Origin of the sequence: Herbaspirillum chlorophenolicum, from assembly GCF_001189955.1 — a bacterium.
Lineage (GTDB): Bacteria > Pseudomonadota > Gammaproteobacteria > Burkholderiales > Burkholderiaceae_D > Herbaspirillum > Herbaspirillum chlorophenolicum.
The window spans coordinates 1-16,638 of sequence record NZ_LFLT01000059.1 but is presented as its reverse complement, the minus strand read 5'-3'; the positions used below and the strand labels follow the sequence as shown (position 1 = coordinate 16,638).

Genomic DNA, 16,638 nt, shown 5'->3' with positions numbered 1-16,638 from the left:
TGTTGGCCAAGCCGGGTTCGATCAAGCCGCACAAGCACTTCACCGGCGAGATCTATGTTCTGTCGAAGGACGAAGGCGGCCGTCACACCCCGTTCTTCAACAACTACCGTCCGCAGTTCTACTTCCGTACTACGGACGTGACTGGCGCGATCGAGCTGCCGAAGGACAAGGAAATGGTCATGCCGGGCGACAACGTGTCGATCACCGTGCAACTGATCAACCCGATCGCCATGGAAGAAGGTCTGCGTTTCGCTATCCGTGAAGGCGGTCGTACCGTCGGCGCCGGCGTCGTCGCTAAGATCATCGACTAAGATCAAGCTGTAAAACACCTTGCCGCGCTGCGAATTTCGCATCGCGGCATTCGTGTCTCAATCGAGAGTTTTTGTAGGGGCGTAGCTCAATTGGCAGAGCGTCGGTCTCCAAAACCGAAGGTTGGGGGTTCGATGCCCTCCGCCCCTGCCACCTAATCAGGTGCAGGGTACTGAAAGTAAATAATGTCTAGCCAGCCTGTCCAAACCGTCAATACCTCCAACGACAAGATCAAGATTGCCTTGGCAATCGTTGCCGTTGTCGCAGGTGTAGTCGGTTTTTTTGTGTTGTCTGACCAATCGACCCCGGTACGTGCTCTTGCCCTGGTCGCCGGTCTGCTGGTGGCGATTGCATTTGCGTGGACCTCTGCACAAGGCCGCGGCTTCGTCGGTTTCGCCAAGGAGTCCGTTCGCGAAACCAAGAAAGTCGTTTGGCCCACCCGCAAGGAAGCGATGCAGATGACCGCAGTGGTCTTCGCCTTCGTTTTGGTCATGGCGATCTTCCTCTGGGGTACGGACAAGTTGCTCGAATTCCTGTTGTACGACGTAATTTTGGGCTGGAAATAACATGAGCGATAGCACACAAGACAGCGCACCGATTGGTGCGCAAAGCGTTTCAGGCGCCGGAAAAAAGCGCTGGTACGTGGTGCATGCGTATTCCGGCATGGAAAAGAGCGTCCAGCGTGCGCTGACCGAGCGCATTGCCCGCGCCGGCATGCAAGAACAGTTTGGCCAGATTCTGGTGCCGACTGAAGAAGTCGTCGATATGAAGAATGGTCAAAAGTCGGTGACCGAACGCCGTTTCTTCCCCGGCTATGTGCTGGTCGAGATGGAAATGACCGACGAAACCTGGCACCTGGTCAAGAACACCAGCAAGGTCACCGGTTTCATCGGCGGCAAGTCGAACCGTCCGACGCCGATTCCTCCGCATGAAGTCGACAAGATCATGCAGCAGATGCAAGAAGGCGTCGAAAAGCCGCGTCCGAAGGTGCTGTACGAAGTCGGCGAAATGGTGCGTATCAAGGAAGGCCCGTTCACCGATTTCAACGGCAACGTCGAAGAAGTGAACTACGAAAAATCGCGCGTGCGCGTATCGGTCACCATTTTCGGTCGCGCCACTCCGGTCGAGCTCGAATTCGGCCAGCTGGAAAAAGTCTGATCCCTTTCCGGAATCTCACTCTCCGCAAAACAGAACAAGCGCCCGCAGGAGCGCGCCGCATGGGTATCCCCGTTCGGCTAATCCGGCAAGCCGAGGAGCCACAGTAAAGAGCCGCGAGGCAAATGAACAGGCGCTAAAACTCAATCAACACAGGAGCCGTCATGGCAAAGAAGATTATTGGTTTTATCAAGCTGCAAGTGCCAGCTGGTAAAGCAAACCCCTCCCCCCCGATCGGTCCGGCGCTGGGTCAGCGCGGTCTGAACATCATGGAATTCTGCAAGGCGTTCAACGCGCAAACGCAAGGCGTTGAGCCGGGCCTGCCGATTCCGGTCGTGATTACCGCCTTCGCGGACAAGTCCTTCACTTTCGTGATGAAGACTCCGCCGGCGACCATCCTGATCAAGAAGGCTGCCGGTATCCAAAAGGGTTCGGCCAAGCCGCATACCGACAAGGTCGGCAAGATCACCCGCAAGCAAGCGGAAGAGATCGCAACCCAGAAGAAGCCGGATCTTACCGCTGCTGATCTGGAAGCTGCAGTGCGTACCATCGCTGGTTCCGCACGTTCGATGGGCATCACGGTGGAGGGTCTGTAATGGCTAAGGTATCCAAGCGCGTCAAGGCGATCAAGGACAAGATCGATCGCACCAAGGCTTATCCGTTCGATAACGCTGTTTCCCTGATCAAGGAATTCGCTACTGCGAAGTTCAATGAATCGATCGACGTTTCCGTCCAGCTGGGCGTGGACGCCAAGAAGTCGGACCAGGTTGTTCGCGGTTCCGTCGTTCTGCCAGCCGGCACCGGCAAGACCGTGCGCGTGGCCGTGTTCGCCTCGGGCGACAAGGCTGAAGCCGCCAAGGCAGCTGGCGCCGACGTGGTCGGTATGGAAGATCTGGCAGAGCGCGTGAAGGCCGGCGACATGCCGTTCGACATCGTGATCGCTTCGCCTGACACCATGCGTATCGTCGGTACCCTGGGCCAGATCCTGGGCCCGCGCGGCCTGATGCCGAACCCGAAGGTCGGCACCGTGACCCCGGACGTCGCTACCGCCGTCAAGAACGCCAAGGCTGGTCAAGTGCAATACCGTACCGACAAGGCCGGTATCATCCACGCGACCATCGGCCGCAAGTCGTTCAGCGATGCAGATCTGAAGGCCAATCTGCTGGCCCTGATCGATGCGCTGAACAAGGCCAAGCCGGCCAGCAGCAAGGGTGTCTACCTGCGCAAGATTGCTCTGTCGTCCACCATGGGCGCTGGCGTGCGCGTTGACCAGACTACTCTGGCTGCTTAAGAAGGAATCAAGTCCCCGTTTCCGTCAGGAAGCGGGGCGCATCTTTGGGCTGTAGCGGTTGAAGTCTGGTCGCTGCAGGCAATCAAAGACCGTTGGGCGGACGCCGGGCTGTCATGCCGGAAGAAGTTAAACAGAGCGCATGCAAATGCAATCGACCCAGCGCAGATGGTGAACCCGAACAAGTTTTGTGGTCTCAGGCAGCGCACAATGCTGCAATGAACTCCTAAACCTCGGACGCCGTGTTCGAACCGGTGTAAGGCAAGCAGGCATCTCCGCCTGTGTCATGGCCGAGCACTATTTTTGGAGGTTGATCTTGAGTCTCAATCTGAATGACAAGAAGGCCGTCGTCGCCGAAGTTTCCGCAAAGGTTGCAACTGCGCAAACTATCGTCGTGGCCGAATACCGTGGCATCCAGGTTGGTTCCTTGACGCAACTGCGCGCACAAGCGCGTGCCCAAGGCGTGTACCTGCGCGTGTTGAAAAACACGCTGGCTCGTCGCGCTGTTGAAGGCACTCAGTTTGCCGACCTCGCCCCACAACTGACTGGCCCGCTGATCTATTCGATCTCGGAAGATGCCGTTGCCGCTGCCAAAGTCGTCTCCGACTTTGCCAAGACCAACGACAAGCTGGTTGTGAAGGCAGGTAACTTCGCAGGCAAGCAGCTCGACAAGGCTGCTGTGACCGCGTTGGCAAACATCCCAAGCCGCGAAGTTCTGCTGGCCCAGTTGTTGGGCATCATGCAGGCTCCGGTGTCGGGCTTCGCGCGTGGCTTGGCTGCTCTGGCAGCCAAGAAGGAAGCCGAAGCAGCATGATGCGCGGCCGCCTGAGGGCGGCTGTCTCTGCAGTTTCGACGTTCCGCGTCATTACCAATCTGATGTTATTACCGAAATAAATTTAGGAGTTTCAAATGGCAATTAGCAAAGAAGATATCCTGGAAGCCGTAGGCGCGCTGTCCGTGATGGAACTGAATGACCTGGTCAAGGCATTCGAAGAGAAGTTTGGTGTTTCCGCTGCCGCTATGGCTGTCGCTGGTCCTGCCGGCGGTGGTGCTGGTGCTGCTGCTGCTGAAGAGCAAACCGAGTTCACCGTTGTTCTGGCCGAAGTCGGCGCGAACAAGGTTGGCGTCATTAAGGCAGTCCGCGAAATCACCGGTCTGGGCCTGAAGGAAGCCAAGGATCTGGTCGACGGCGCACCGAAGCCAGTGAAGGAAGGTATTGCCAAGGCCGACGCCGAAGCAGCCAAGAAGAAGCTGGAAGAAGCTGGCGCCAAGGCAGAACTGAAGTAATTTCTGCTTGCCAGTCAAGGCGAGTTGTTACGCCGGAGTCAAAGTGCAGAATCCCTTGAAAAGGGGATTCGGCTTTGGCTCCTTTGTCGTTTCTTATTTTTGTTCGATTTTGATGCGCTGCAATCTTCCGTTGCCCGGAATATTAAGCGCGATTCGGGCAAAAACCAAGGGTTGACACTTGAAGATTTGAGATGCCGGTTTTCAGTGCCTTCGGGCCGCACGGTGTGAATCGAGTCTTGAACTATCTATCCTTCCTGTCACTCACGGAGTGTCCATGCACTACTCATTTACTGAGAAGAAGCGCATTCGCAAGTCCTTCGCGAAGCGCGCAAACGTCCACAACGTTCCATTTCTGCTTGCGACTCAAATCGAGTCGTATCAGACGTTCCTGCAGTCCGACGCTTTACCGTCGAGCCGTAAGAATGAAGGCCTGCAGTCTGCTTTTACCTCGATTTTCCCCATTGTTTCGCACAATGGCTTTGCGCGTCTTGAATTCCTTTCGTATGTGCTGGGCGCTCCCCCGTTCGACGTCAAGGAATGCCAGCAGCGCGGCCTGACGTTCGCTTCGCCGCTGCGTGCCAAGGTGCGCCTGGTGATCCTGGACCGTGAATCGCCGACCAAGCCGGTGGTCAAGGAAATGAAGGAACAGGAAGTCTACATGGGCGAACTGCCTCTGATGACCACCACCGGTTCCTTCGTCATCAACGGCACCGAGCGCGTGATCGTGTCCCAGCTGCACCGTTCGCCGGGCGTGTTCTTCGAACACGACCGCGGCAAGACGCACTCGTCGGGCAAGCTGCTGTTCTCGGCTCGCATCATTCCTTACCGCGGCTCCTGGCTGGACTTCGAATTCGACCCGAAGGACATCCTGTTCTTCCGCGTCGACCGCCGCCGCAAGATGCCGGTCACGATCCTGCTCAAGGCCATCGGCATGACGTCCGAGCAGATCCTGGCGAACTTCTTCGTGTTCGACAACTTCAACCTGCACGCCGAAGGCGCCGACATGGAGTTCGTCTCCGAGCGCCTGCGCGGTGAAGTCGCGCGTTTCGACATCACCGACAAGTCGGGCAAGGTGATGGTTGCCAAGGACAAGCGCATCAATGCCAAGCATGTGCGCGACATCGAATCCGCCGGCATCAAGCACATCTCGGTCCCTGAGGATTACCTGCTGGGCCGCGTGCTGGCCAAGAACATCGTCGATGGCGACACCGGCGAAGTCATTGCCAGCGCCAACGATGAGCTGACTGAAGAGTTGCTGGCCAAGCTGCGTGAAGCCAACATCGCATCGGTGCAGACCCTGTACACCAACGATCTGGATCAAGGCGGCTACATCTCGCAGACCCTGCGTACCGATGACACCGCTGACCAGACCGCTGCCCGTGTTGCGATCTACCGCATGATGCGTCCTGGCGAACCGCCGACCGAAGAATCGGTGGAAGCGCTGTTCAACGGCCTGTTCTACAGCGAAGACCGCTACGACCTGTCGGCCGTGGGCCGCATGAAATTCAACCGTCGCGTTGGCCGCGATGAGCTGACCGGCACGATGACCCTCTCCAACGAGGACATCCTGGCGGTCATCAAGATCCTGGTCGAACTGCGTAACGGCCGTGGCGAAGTCGATGACATCGATCACTTGGGTAACCGCCGCGTGCGTTGCGTCGGCGAACTGGCGGAAAACCAGTTCCGTGCCGGCCTGGTGCGCGTCGAGCGTGCCGTCAAGGAACGCCTCGGCCAAGCCGAAGCGGACAACCTGATGCCGCATGACCTGATCAACTCCAAGCCGATCTCGGCAGCGATCCGCGAGTTCTTCGGTTCGTCGCAGCTGTCGCAGTTCATGGACCAGACCAACCCGCTGTCGGAAATCACGCACAAGCGCCGCGTTTCCGCCCTGGGCCCTGGCGGCCTGACCCGCGAACGTGCCGGCTTCGAAGTGCGCGACGTGCACCCGACCCACTACGGCCGCGTGTGCCCGATCGAAACGCCTGAAGGCCCGAACATCGGCCTGATCAACTCGCTGGCGCTGTACGCCCGCCTGAACGAATACGGCTTCCTGGAAACCCCGTACCGCAAGGTCGAGAACAGCCAGGTGACCAACCAGATCGACTACCTGTCGGCCATCGAAGAAGGCCGCTATGTGATCGCCCAGGCGAACGCCACCATCACCGCCGGCAAGCTGTCCGACGAACTGGTGTCGGCGCGTGAAGCCGGCGAAACCATCCTGGTCTCGCCGGAACGCGTGCAGTACATGGACGTGGCCCCGGGCCAGGTGGTGTCGGTGGCGGCGTCGCTGATTCCGTTCCTCGAGCACGATGACGCGAACCGCGCATTGATGGGCGCCAACATGCAGCGCCAGGCCGTGCCTTGCCTGCGTCCGGAAAAGCCGCTGGTCGGCACCGGCATCGAGCGTACCGTGGCAGTTGACTCGGGTACGACCGTGCAGGCCCTGCGTGGCGGTGTGGTCGACTATGTCGATGCAGGCCGTGTGGTGATCCGCGTCAACGACGACGAGGCGCAAGCCGGCGAAGTCGGTGTGGACATCTACAACCTGATCAAGTACACCCGTTCCAACCAGAACACCAACATCAACCAGCGTCCGATCGTGAAGGTCGGCGACCGCGTCGCCAAGCAAGACGTTATCGCCGACGGCGCGTCGACCGACCTGGGCGAGCTGGCACTGGGCCAGAACATGCTGGTGGCGTTCATGCCGTGGAACGGCTACAACTTCGAAGACTCGATCCTGATCTCCGAAAAGGTCGTGGCCGATGACCGCTACACCTCGATCCACATCGAAGAGCTGTCGGTGGTCGCACGCGACACCAAGCTGGGCGCGGAAGAAATCACCCGCGACATTTCTAACCTGGCTGAAAACCAGCTGGCGCGTCTGGATGAGTCCGGCATCACCTACATCGGCGCTGAAGTCGAAGCAGGCGATACCCTGGTTGGTAAGGTCACCCCGAAGGGCGAGACCCAACTGACGCCGGAAGAGAAGCTGCTGCGCGCGATCTTCGGCGAAAAGGCTTCCGACGTGAAGGACACCTCGCTGCGCGTGCCTTCGGGCATGGTCGGCACCGTCATCGACGTGCAGGTGTTCACCCGCGAAGGCATCCAGCGCGACAAGCGCGCCCAGCAGATCATCGACGATGAACTCAAGCGCTACCGCCTGGACCTGAACGACCAGTTGCGTATCGTGGAAGGCGATGCCTTCCAGCGTCTGGAGCGTCTGCTGATCGGCAAGGTCGCCAATGGCGGCCCGAAGAAGCTGGTCAAGGGCACCAAGCTGGACAAGGCTTACCTGGACGACCTGGACAAGTACCACTGGTTCGACATCCGCCCGGCGGATGACGACATGGCGACTGCCCTGGAAGCGATCAAGGAATCGATCGCCGAGAAGCGCCACCAGTTCGACCTGGCCTTCGAAGAGAAGCGCAAGAAGCTGACCCAAGGCGACGAACTGCCGCCAGGCGTGCAAAAGATGGTCAAGGTCTACCTGGCCGTGAAGCGTCGCCTGCAGCCTGGCGACAAGATGGCGGGCCGTCACGGTAACAAGGGTGTGGTGTCGCGCATCCTGCCGATCGAAGACATGCCGCACATGGCCGACGGTACTCCGGCCGACATCGTGCTGAACCCGTTGGGCGTTCCGTCCCGTATGAACGTCGGCCAGGTGCTGGAAGTTCACCTGGGCTGGGCCGCCAAGGGCCTGGGCCTGCGTCTGGGCGAGATGGTGCAGGCGCAAGCCAAGGTCGCGGAACTGCGCAAGTTCCTGACCACCATCTACAACGAGTCGGGCAAGCAGGAAGAGCTGGACAAGTTCTCCGACGATGAAATCGTGGAACTGGTGGCCAACCTGAAGAAGGGTGTCCCGTTCGCGACTCCGGTGTTCGACGGCGCGCATGAGAAGGAAACCCGCCGCATGCTCGATCTGGCCTATCCGGACCCGATCGCCAAGCAGCTGGGCATGACTCCGTCGAAGAACCAGGTCACGATGTATGACGGCCGTACCGGCGAAGCTTTCGAGCGTACCGTCACCGTCGGCTACATGCACTACCTGAAGCTGCACCACCTGGTCGACGACAAGATGCACGCCCGTTCCACCGGCCCGTACTCGCTGGTGACCCAGCAGCCGCTGGGCGGCAAGGCGCAGTTCGGCGGCCAGCGTTTCGGCGAAATGGAAGTGTGGGCATTGGAAGCCTACGGTGCGTCCTACGTGCTGCAGGAAATGCTGACCGTGAAGTCCGACGACGTGAACGGCCGTACCAAGGTTTACGAGAACCTGGTCAAGGGCGATCACGTGATCGACGCCGGCATGCCGGAATCCTTCAATGTGCTGGTGAAGGAAATCCGCTCGCTGGGTATCGACATCGACCTGGAACGCGAATGATGCAAGGGGCGCCGCGGCTGATGCCGCCGCGCCCCGCCGGTTCTCCGGCAGGCAGTCAAGAATTCAAGCAATACCAGTAATCCAAGAAGTCTCAGTTGTAGGCCGTGGACGCCTGTCCCGGTATCGGTGGAACCGCAGGGCGCAAGGCCCGCCGGCTCGCCCGCCGATGCGAACAGGGTTAAGCAGGACGAAACGGCCAATCGATGGACTAGCGTTTTTCACGCCAACCTGGAGTGATACATGAAAGCACTGCTCGATCTATTCAAGCAAGTTCAGCAAAATGAACAATTCGACGCCATCAAGATTGGCCTGGCGTCGCCTGAAAAAATCCGTTCGTGGTCCTACGGCGAAGTCAAGAAGCCGGAAACCATCAACTACCGTACCTTCAAGCCAGAGCGCGACGGCCTGTTCTGCGCCAAGATCTTTGGCCCGATCAAGGACTACGAATGCCTGTGCGGCAAGTACAAGCGCCTGAAGCACCGCGGCGTCATCTGCGAAAAGTGCGGCGTTGAAGTCACGCTGGCCAAGGTGCGCCGCGAGCGCATGGGCCACATCGAGCTGGCCTCGCCGACCGCGCACATCTGGTTCCTGAAGTCGCTGCCGTCCCGCCTGGGCATGGTGCTGGACATGACCCTGCGCGACATCGAACGCGTGCTGTACTTCGAAGCCTACGTCGTGACCGATCCCGGCATGACCCCGCTGAAGAAGTGCCAGATCATGTCCGAAGACGACTACGCCGCCAAGTACGAAGAGTACGGCGACGACTTCGTCGCGTTCATGGGCGCCGAAGGTATCCGCGAACTGCTGCGCTCGATCGATATCGACCGCGACGCGGAAACCCTGCGCCAGGAACTGAAGGAATCCAAGTCCGAAGCCAAGATCAAGAAGTACGCCAAGCGCCTGAAGGTGCTGGAGGCGTTCCAGCGCTCGGGCATCAAGCCCGACTGGATGATCATGGAAGTGCTGCCGGTGCTGCCGCCGGAACTGCGTCCGCTGGTGCCGCTGGACGGCGGCCGCTTCGCGACCTCCGACCTGAACGACCTGTACCGCCGCGTCATCAATCGTAACAACCGCCTGAAGCGCCTGATGGAATTGCGCGCTCCGGAAATCATCACGCGCAACGAAAAGCGCATGCTGCAGGAAGCGGTTGACTCGCTGCTGGACAACGGCCGTCGCGGCAAGGCGATGACCGGCGCCAACAAGCGTCCGCTGAAGTCGCTGGCTGAAATGATCAAGGGCAAGGGCGGCCGTTTCCGTCAAAACTTGCTGGGCAAGCGCGTCGACTACTCGGGCCGTTCGGTCATCGTGGTGGGTCCGCAGCTCAAGCTGCACCAGTGCGGTTTGCCCAAGCTGATGGCGCTGGAACTGTTCAAGCCGTTCATCTTCAACAAGCTGGAGCTGATGGGTCTGTCGACCACCATCAAGGCCGCCAAGAAGCTGGTGGAAGCGCAAGAGCCGGTGGTCTGGGACATCCTGGAAGAAGTCATCCGCGAACACCCGGTCATGCTGAACCGTGCGCCGACCCTGCACCGTCTGGGTATCCAGGCGTTCGAGCCGGTCCTGATCGAAGGCAAGGCGATCCAGCTGCACCCGCTGGTTTGCGCGGCGTTCAACGCCGACTTCGACGGCGACCAGATGGCTGTCCACGTGCCGCTGTCGATCGAAGCGCAGATGGAAGCCCGCACCCTGATGCTGGCCTCCAACAACATCTTGTTCCCGTCCAACGGCGAACCGTCGATCGTGCCGTCGCAGGATATCGTGCTGGGCCTGTACTACGCCACCCGTGAAGCCATCAACGGCAAGAACGAAGGCATGCTGTTCCCGGACGTGTCGGAAGTCATCCGCGCCTACGACAACAAGGAAGTCGAGCTGGCTACCCGCGTGACCGTGCGTATCGTCGAGCATCCGAAGGATCCGGCAACCGGCGAGTTCGTCAAGACCATCAAGCGCTACGAGACCACCGTCGGCCGCGCCATCCTGTCCGAGATCCTGCCCAAGGGCTTGCCGTTCTCGGTGCTGAACCGCGCGCTGAAGAAGAAGGAAATCTCGAAGCTGATCAACACGTCGTTCCGCAAGTGCGGCCTGCGCGCCACCGTGGTGTTTGCCGACCAGCTGATGCAGTCGGGCTTCCGCCTTGCGACCCGCGCCGGTATCTCGATCTGCGTGGACGACATGCTGGTGCCGCCGCAAAAGGCGACCCTGATCGCGGCTGCCGAATCGGAAGTCAAGCAGATCGAACAGCAATACGCCTCCGGTCTGGTGACCGCCGGCGAGCGTTACAACAAGGTAGTGGACATCTGGGGCAAGGCCGGCGACGAAGTCGGCAAGGCCATGATGGACCAGCTGAAGGTGGAAGACGTCGTCACCCGCGAAGGCAAGAAGACCACTCAGGAATCGTTCAACGCGATTTATATGATGGCCGACTCCGGCGCCCGTGGTTCGGCTGCACAGATTCGCCAGCTGGCCGGTATGCGTGGCCTGATGGCCAAGCCTGACGGCTCCATCATCGAGACGCCGATTACCGCGAACTTCCGCGAAGGCCTGAACGTTCTGCAGTACTTCATCTCGACGCACGGCGCCCGTAAGGGTCTGGCCGACACCGCGCTGAAGACCGCGAACTCCGGTTACCTGACCCGCCGTCTGGTGGACGTGACCCAGGATCTGGTCGTGATCGAAGACGATTGCGGCACGTCGAACGGCGCGCTGATGAAGGCGCTGGTTGAAGGCGGTGAAGTGATCGAAGCGCTGCGCGACCGTATCCTCGGCCGTGTCGCGGCAACTGACATCATCAATCCGGAAGACCAGGCGACCCTGTACGAAGCCGGTACCCTGATGGATGAAGACACGGTCGAAGAGATCGAGCGTCTGGGCATCGACGAAGTGAAGGTCCGTACTCCGCTGACTTGCGACACCCGCTATGGCCTGTGCGCCAAGTGCTACGGCCGCGACCTGGGCCGAGGCCTGCTGGTCAACTCCGGCGAAGCCGTGGGTGTGATCGCTGCGCAGTCGATCGGCGAACCGGGTACCCAGCTGACCATGCGTACCTTCCACATCGGTGGCGCGGCTTCGCGTGCAGCGGTGGCATCGTCGGTGGAAGCCAAGTCCAACGGCACCGTCCGCTTCACCGCGGCGATGCGTTACGTGACCAATGGCAAGGGCGAGTTGATCGTCATTTCGCGTTCCGGCGAAGTGCTGATCACCGACGACCTGGGCCGTGAGCGCGAGCGCCACAAAGTGCCGTACGGCGCGACCCTGATCGTCAAGGATGGCCTGGTGATCAAGGCCGGTACCGCACTGGCAACCTGGGATCCGCTGACCCGTCCTATCATCACCGAGTACACCGGTACCGTGAAGTTCGAGAACGTGGAAGAAGGTTCTACCGTTGCCAAGCAGATCGACGAAGTCACCGGCTTGTCGACCCTGGTGGTTATCGATGCCAAGCGTCGCGGTTCGTCGGCTGCCAAGGTCATGCGTCCGCAGGTCAAGCTGTTGAACGAACAAGGCGATGAAGTCAAGATCGCCGGTACCGAGCACGCCGTGACCATCGGCTTCCAGGTCGGTGCGCTGATCACCGTCAAGGATGGCCAGCAAGTGCACGTCGGTGAAGTGCTGGCGCGTATCCCGACCGAGTCGCAGAAGACCCGTGACATTACCGGTGGTCTGCCGCGCGTGGCCGAACTGTTCGAAGCACGTTCGCCGAAGGACGCCGGCATGCTGGCAGAAGTCACCGGTACGGTGGCGTTCGGTAAGGAAACCAAGGGCAAGCAGCGCCTGGAAATCACCGACATGGAAGGCACCAAGCACGAGTTCCTGATCACCAAGGACAAGCAAGTGCTGGTGCACGACGGCCAGGTGGTGAACAAGGGCGAAATGATCGTGGACGGCCCGGCCGATCCGCAGGACATCCTGCGTCTCCTGGGTATCGAAGCGCTGGCGCGTTACATCGTCGACGAAGTGCAGGACGTGTACCGTCTGCAAGGCGTGAAGATCAACGACAAGCACATCGAAGTGATCGTGCGCCAGATGCTGCGCCGCGTGCAAGTGGTGGAGCCGGGCGATACCAACTACATCACCGGTGAGCAGGTCGAGCGTTCGGAGCTGCTGGACGAGAACGATCGCGTGACCGCAGAAGGCAAGTTGCCGGCGACTTACGAGAACGTTCTGCTGGGTATTACCAAGGCATCGCTGTCGACCGATTCGTTCATCTCGGCGGCATCGTTCCAGGAAACCACCCGCGTGCTGACCGAAGCGGCCATCATGGGCAAGAAGGATGGCCTGCGCGGCCTGAAGGAAAACGTGATCGTCGGCCGCCTGATCCCGGCCGGTACCGGTCTGGCCTTCCACCGCGCCCGCAAGGAGAAGGATGTCTGGGAAGCCGAAGAGCGTGCAGCACTGCTCGAAGCCGAACGTACATCCCACTCGGATGCGTTCGAGGAAGAAGCACCATCGGCCGAAGCCATTGGCGGCGGCAACGAAAGCGAAGCTTGAGTTGCCTGAGGCAGCCGGAAGCATCGGTTGCCTCCCAGTGAGCGTGATGCAAGACAGAAGCGGCACCGGAATAGCTTCCGGTGCCGTTTTTTATTCGTGGCGGCAGACTTTCCCAAAGTTGCTTGATTGACATATGTCAAACGTCGCAATTTGGCGTCAGAAAGCCTGCCAAAATGGTAAAGGCCCCGACCGGGTTGACCAAATGGCCTTTCAGGCATATACTCGCGAGTTCTCGAATTTAGGCTCGCCCGGGCTTATGCGTTCTTTGGTCTGAAGTTTCGCTGTTGCGACGCTTATCTCCCTCCCGGTCTTAAATCGAAACGCGCAGTTTCTCTCGCGCAAGTTTCTTGTGTGGTTCCGGGCAACCGTTTCCGGAACCTGTTTTCAATGTTGTACTTTGTTGGATTAAAACGATGCCAACCATCAATCAACTGATTCGCAAACCACGCGTCTCCGCGATCGTGAAGAGCAAATCGCCGGCGCTGGAAAACAGCCCGCAGAAACGCGGCGTTTGCACCCGTGTTTACACCACCACTCCGAAGAAGCCGAACTCCGCGCTGCGTAAGGTCGCCAAGGTGCGCCTGACCAACGGTTTCGAAGTCATTTCGTACATCGGCGGCGAAGGCCACAACCTGCAAGAACACAGTGTCGTGCTGATCCGCGGCGGCCGTGTGAAGGACTTGCCGGGTGTGCGTTACCACATGGTTCGCGGTGCACTGGATACCCAGGGCGTCAAGGATCGTAAGCAAGCTCGCTCGAAGTACGGCGCCAAGCGTGCCAAGGCAGCGAAGAAGTAATAATTGGTCTTTATCATGGCGCTTGTCGCCTGGTAAAAGTGTCGGTCCGGATGGGCCGAGTAAGTGGAGGTCATGATGGTCTCCGCGAGTGCAGGCGATGTTGAAGCGAAGTCTCAGAGTTCGCCCACTCAACTGAAGATTGAAAGGAATTGAAATGCCACGTCGTCGTGAAGTCCCCAAGCGGGAAATTTTGCCGGATCCGAAGTTCGGTAATGTTGATGTCGCCAAGTTCGTCAACGTTCTGATGCTGTCGGGCAAGAAGTCGGTTGCTGAAAACATCATCTATGGCGCTTTTGACCACATCCAGCAAAAGTCCGGCAAGGACCCTCTGGAAGTGTTCGCTGCAGCGATCTCCAATTGCAAGCCGATGGTTGAAGTGAAGTCGCGCCGCGTTGGCGGCGCCAACTACCAGGTGCCTGTTGAAGTGCGTCCGGTGCGCCGTATGGCACTGTCGATGCGCTGGTTGCGCGAAGCCGCCAACAAGCGCAGCGAGAAGTCCATGCCGCAACGCCTGGGTGGTGAGTTGATGGAAGCGGCCGAAGGCCGTGGTGGTGCAATGAAGAAGCGTGATGAAGTGCACCGTATGGCAGAAGCGAACAAGGCGTTCTCGCACTTCCGCTTCTAACAAAGACAGGACGGGGCCCTCGTTGCATCGGCGGGGTCCTTGTCTATATCTGAATTGGTTCGAGCCGAGCGTTTATTTGAAAAAATTGACGCTCGGTTTCGTGCATTAAAGACTTAGGAATAAATCATGGCTCGCAAGACCCCCATTGAGCGCTACCGCAATATCGGTATTTCCGCGCACATCGATGCTGGTAAAACCACCACGACCGAGCGCGTGCTGTTTTACACAGGCGTGAACCACAAGATCGGTGAAGTGCACGATGGCGCCGCCACCATGGACTGGATGGAACAGGAGCAAGAGCGCGGCATCACGATTACGTCGGCTGCTACCACCTGTTACTGGAAGGGCATGGCGAACAACTTCCCGGCTCACCACATCAACATCATCGACACCCCGGGCCACGTTGACTTCACTATTGAAGTCGAGCGCTCGATGCGCGTCCTGGACGGCGCCTGCATGGTTTACTGCGCAGTCGGCGGCGTGCAGCCGCAGTCGGAAACCGTGTGGCGTCAGGCCAACAAGTACAAGGTTCCCCGTCTGGCATTCGTCAACAAGATGGACCGTACCGGCGCCAACTTCTTCAAGGTGTACGAGCAGATGCGCGCTCGCCTGAAGGCCAACCCGATCCCGATGCAAGTGCCTATCGGCGCCGAAGAAAACTTCGAAGGCGTGATCGACTTGGTCAAGATGCGCGCGATCTACTGGGACGACGCCAGCCAGGGCATGAAGTTCGACTACCGCGACATTCCTGAAGGCCTGAAGGCTGAAGCCCAGAAGTGGCGTGAAAACCTGGTCGAAACCGCCGCTGAAGCGTCGGAAGACCTGATGAACAAGTACCTGGAAGAAGGCGACCTGACCGAAGCCGAAATCAAGAGCGCGATTCGTCAACGCACCATCTCGGGCGAAATCGTCCCGATGATGTGCGGTACCGCATTCAAGAACAAGGGCGTGCAAGCCATGCTGGACGGCGTGATCGAATACCTGCCGTCGCCGATCGACATTCCGCCGGTTCCGGGTCTGGACGAAGACGACGAGCCGGTCGTGCGCAAGGCCGACGACACCGAGAAGTTCTCGGCGCTGGCATTCAAGATCGCAACCGACCCGTTCGTCGGCCAACTGTGCTTCATCCGTTGCTACTCGGGTACCCTGAATTCGGGCGACACCGTGCTGAACTCGGTGAAGTCGAAGAAAGAGCGTATTGGCCGTATCGTTCAGATGCACGCCAACCAGCGTGAAGAAATCAAGGAAATGCTGGCCGGCGACATCGCCGCAGTCGTGGGTCTGAAAGACACCACCACCGGCGACACCCTGTGCGACGACAAGGCTGTGGTCGTGCTGGAACGCATGGTCTTCCCTGAGCCGGTGATCTCGCAAGCTGTCGAGCCCAAGACCAAGGCCGACCAGGAAAAGATGGGCCTGGCCCTGAACCGCCTGGCAGCTGAAGATCCGTCGTTCCGCGTGCGTACCGACGAAGAATCGGGCCAGACCATCATCGCCGGTATGGGCGAGCTGCACCTGGACATCATCGTCGACCGCATGAAGCGCGAGTTCAACGTTGAAGCGACCGTCGGCAAGCCGCAAGTGGCTTACCGCGAAACCATCCGCAAGACCTGCGAAGAGTCCGAAGGCAAGTTCGTCAAGCAGTCGGGCGGCCGTGGTCAGTACGGTCACGTTGTGCTGAAGATCGAGCCGCAAGAAGCCGGCAAGGGCTTTGAATTCGTCGACGCGATCAAGGGCGGTACCGTTCCTCGCGAATTCATCCCGGCGGTTGAAAAGGGCGTTCGTGAAACCCTCAATACCGGCGTGCTGGCAGGCTATCCGGTGGTTGACGTCAAGGTCACGCTGTTCTTCGGTTCGTACCACGATGTGGACTCGAACGAAAACGCGTTCCGTATGGCCGGTTCGATGGCGTTCAAGGACGGTTGCCGTCGCGCCAGCCCGGTGATTCTGGAGCCGATGATGGCTGTCGAAGTGGAAACACCGGAAGACTACGCCGGTACCGTGATGGGCGACCTGTCGTCCCGCCGCGGTATGGTGCAGGGCATGGATGAAATCGCCGGCGGTGGCGGCAAGATCATCAAGGCTGAAGTTCCGCTGTCGGAAATGTTCGGTTACTCGACGACGCTGCGTTCGGCGACGCAAGGCCGCGCAACCTACTCGATGGAATTCAAGCACTACTCCGAAGCGCCCAAGAACGTGATCGACGCAATCGTCACTTCGAAGGCCAAGTAAGGCGAGAAAGTATCGATCCGTCCCGTGTGGGACGGATCACGGTTTAAAGTTAAGTAAACAATTCGTTCCTTGAAGGAAA

General features: G+C 59.3%; 12 protein-coding genes and 1 tRNA gene. All 13 read left to right on the top strand.

All coding sequences use genetic code 11. The features are described 5' to 3' along the window. Positions 1 to 311: EF-Tu C-terminal domain-related protein (locus AKL28_RS21385; protein ID WP_462491134.1), on the top strand; the 311-nt coding region annotated here is incomplete at its 5' end. A gap of 75 nt (positions 312 to 386) precedes the next feature. Next, positions 387 to 462, top strand: a tRNA-Trp gene (locus AKL28_RS21380). 32 nt (positions 463 to 494) lie between these two features. Continuing rightward, positions 495 to 875 (top strand): preprotein translocase subunit SecE, encoded by a 381-nt coding sequence (gene secE / locus AKL28_RS21375; RefSeq protein WP_050470338.1) that lies wholly within the window; start codon positions 495 to 497, stop codon positions 873 to 875. Between the two features lies 1 nt (position 876). Next, entirely contained in the window at positions 877 to 1,467 is a 591-nt protein-coding gene (nusG, locus tag AKL28_RS21370) for a transcription termination/antitermination protein NusG (RefSeq protein WP_050470337.1), read from the top strand. A 161-nt stretch (positions 1,468 to 1,628) separates the two neighbouring features. Further along, on the top strand, positions 1,629 to 2,060 hold the full coding sequence (gene rplK / locus AKL28_RS21365; protein WP_007875265.1) for a 50S ribosomal protein L11: 432 nt from the start codon (positions 1,629 to 1,631) through the stop codon (positions 2,058 to 2,060). Further along, a complete protein-coding gene (gene rplA / locus AKL28_RS21360; protein ID WP_050470336.1) occupies positions 2,060 to 2,755 on the top strand; it encodes a 50S ribosomal protein L1 in 696 nt (231 codons plus the stop codon). Before rplK ends, rplA begins: the two co-directional genes overlap by 1 nt. Before the next feature lie 313 nt (positions 2,756 to 3,068). Beyond that, positions 3,069 to 3,566: a 50S ribosomal protein L10 gene (gene rplJ, locus AKL28_RS21355; protein WP_050470340.1), complete on the top strand. Its 498-nt coding sequence runs from the start codon at positions 3,069 to 3,071 to the stop codon at positions 3,564 to 3,566. A gap of 95 nt (positions 3,567 to 3,661) precedes the next feature. After that, on the top strand, positions 3,662 to 4,039 hold the full coding sequence (rplL, locus tag AKL28_RS21350) for a 50S ribosomal protein L7/L12 (protein ID WP_050470335.1): 378 nt from the start codon (positions 3,662 to 3,664) through the stop codon (positions 4,037 to 4,039). A gap of 274 nt (positions 4,040 to 4,313) precedes the next feature. Beyond that, positions 4,314 to 8,417 (top strand): DNA-directed RNA polymerase subunit beta, encoded by a 4,104-nt coding sequence (gene rpoB, locus AKL28_RS21345; RefSeq protein ID WP_050470334.1) that lies wholly within the window; start codon positions 4,314 to 4,316, stop codon positions 8,415 to 8,417. 240 nt (positions 8,418 to 8,657) lie between these two features. Then, on the top strand, positions 8,658 to 12,905 hold the full coding sequence (gene rpoC, locus AKL28_RS21340; RefSeq protein WP_050470333.1) for a DNA-directed RNA polymerase subunit beta': 4,248 nt from the start codon (positions 8,658 to 8,660) through the stop codon (positions 12,903 to 12,905). A gap of 413 nt (positions 12,906 to 13,318) precedes the next feature. Then, positions 13,319 to 13,702 carry a 30S ribosomal protein S12 gene (gene rpsL, locus AKL28_RS21335; RefSeq protein ID WP_008113040.1) on the top strand — a complete coding sequence of 128 codons (384 nt, stop codon included), beginning with the start codon at positions 13,319 to 13,321 and terminating at the stop codon, positions 13,700 to 13,702. Positions 13,703 to 13,856: 154 nt separating this feature from the next. Beyond that, positions 13,857 to 14,327, top strand: a complete 471-nt coding sequence (gene rpsG / locus AKL28_RS21330; RefSeq protein ID WP_050470332.1) for a 30S ribosomal protein S7 — start codon at positions 13,857 to 13,859, stop codon at positions 14,325 to 14,327. Between the two features lie 126 nt (positions 14,328 to 14,453). Continuing rightward, positions 14,454 to 16,559, top strand: coding sequence for an elongation factor G (gene fusA, locus AKL28_RS21325; protein WP_050470331.1), 2,106 nt, complete (start codon positions 14,454 to 14,456; stop codon positions 16,557 to 16,559). Positions 16,560 to 16,638 lie beyond the last annotated feature (79 nt).

Excerpts from the sequence above, each read along its gene's own strand:
- rplL (WP_050470335.1), top strand. The coding sequence starts at position 3,662 with ATGGCAATTAGCAAAGAAGATATCCTGGAAGCCGTAGGCGCGCTGTCC.
- secE (WP_050470338.1), top strand. The coding sequence starts at position 495 with ATGTCTAGCCAGCCTGTCCAAACCGTCAATACCTCCAACGACAAGATC.
- nusG (WP_050470337.1), top strand. The coding sequence starts at position 877 with ATGAGCGATAGCACACAAGACAGCGCACCGATTGGTGCGCAAAGCGTT.
- rpoB (WP_050470334.1), top strand. The coding sequence starts at position 4,314 with ATGCACTACTCATTTACTGAGAAGAAGCGCATTCGCAAGTCCTTCGCG.
- fusA (WP_050470331.1), top strand. The coding sequence starts at position 14,454 with ATGGCTCGCAAGACCCCCATTGAGCGCTACCGCAATATCGGTATTTCC.
- rplK (WP_007875265.1), top strand. The coding sequence starts at position 1,629 with ATGGCAAAGAAGATTATTGGTTTTATCAAGCTGCAAGTGCCAGCTGGT.
- rpsG (WP_050470332.1), top strand. The coding sequence starts at position 13,857 with ATGCCACGTCGTCGTGAAGTCCCCAAGCGGGAAATTTTGCCGGATCCG.
- rpoC (WP_050470333.1), top strand. The coding sequence starts at position 8,658 with ATGAAAGCACTGCTCGATCTATTCAAGCAAGTTCAGCAAAATGAACAA.
- rpsL (WP_008113040.1), top strand. The coding sequence starts at position 13,319 with ATGCCAACCATCAATCAACTGATTCGCAAACCACGCGTCTCCGCGATC.
- rplA (WP_050470336.1), top strand. The coding sequence starts at position 2,060 with ATGGCTAAGGTATCCAAGCGCGTCAAGGCGATCAAGGACAAGATCGAT.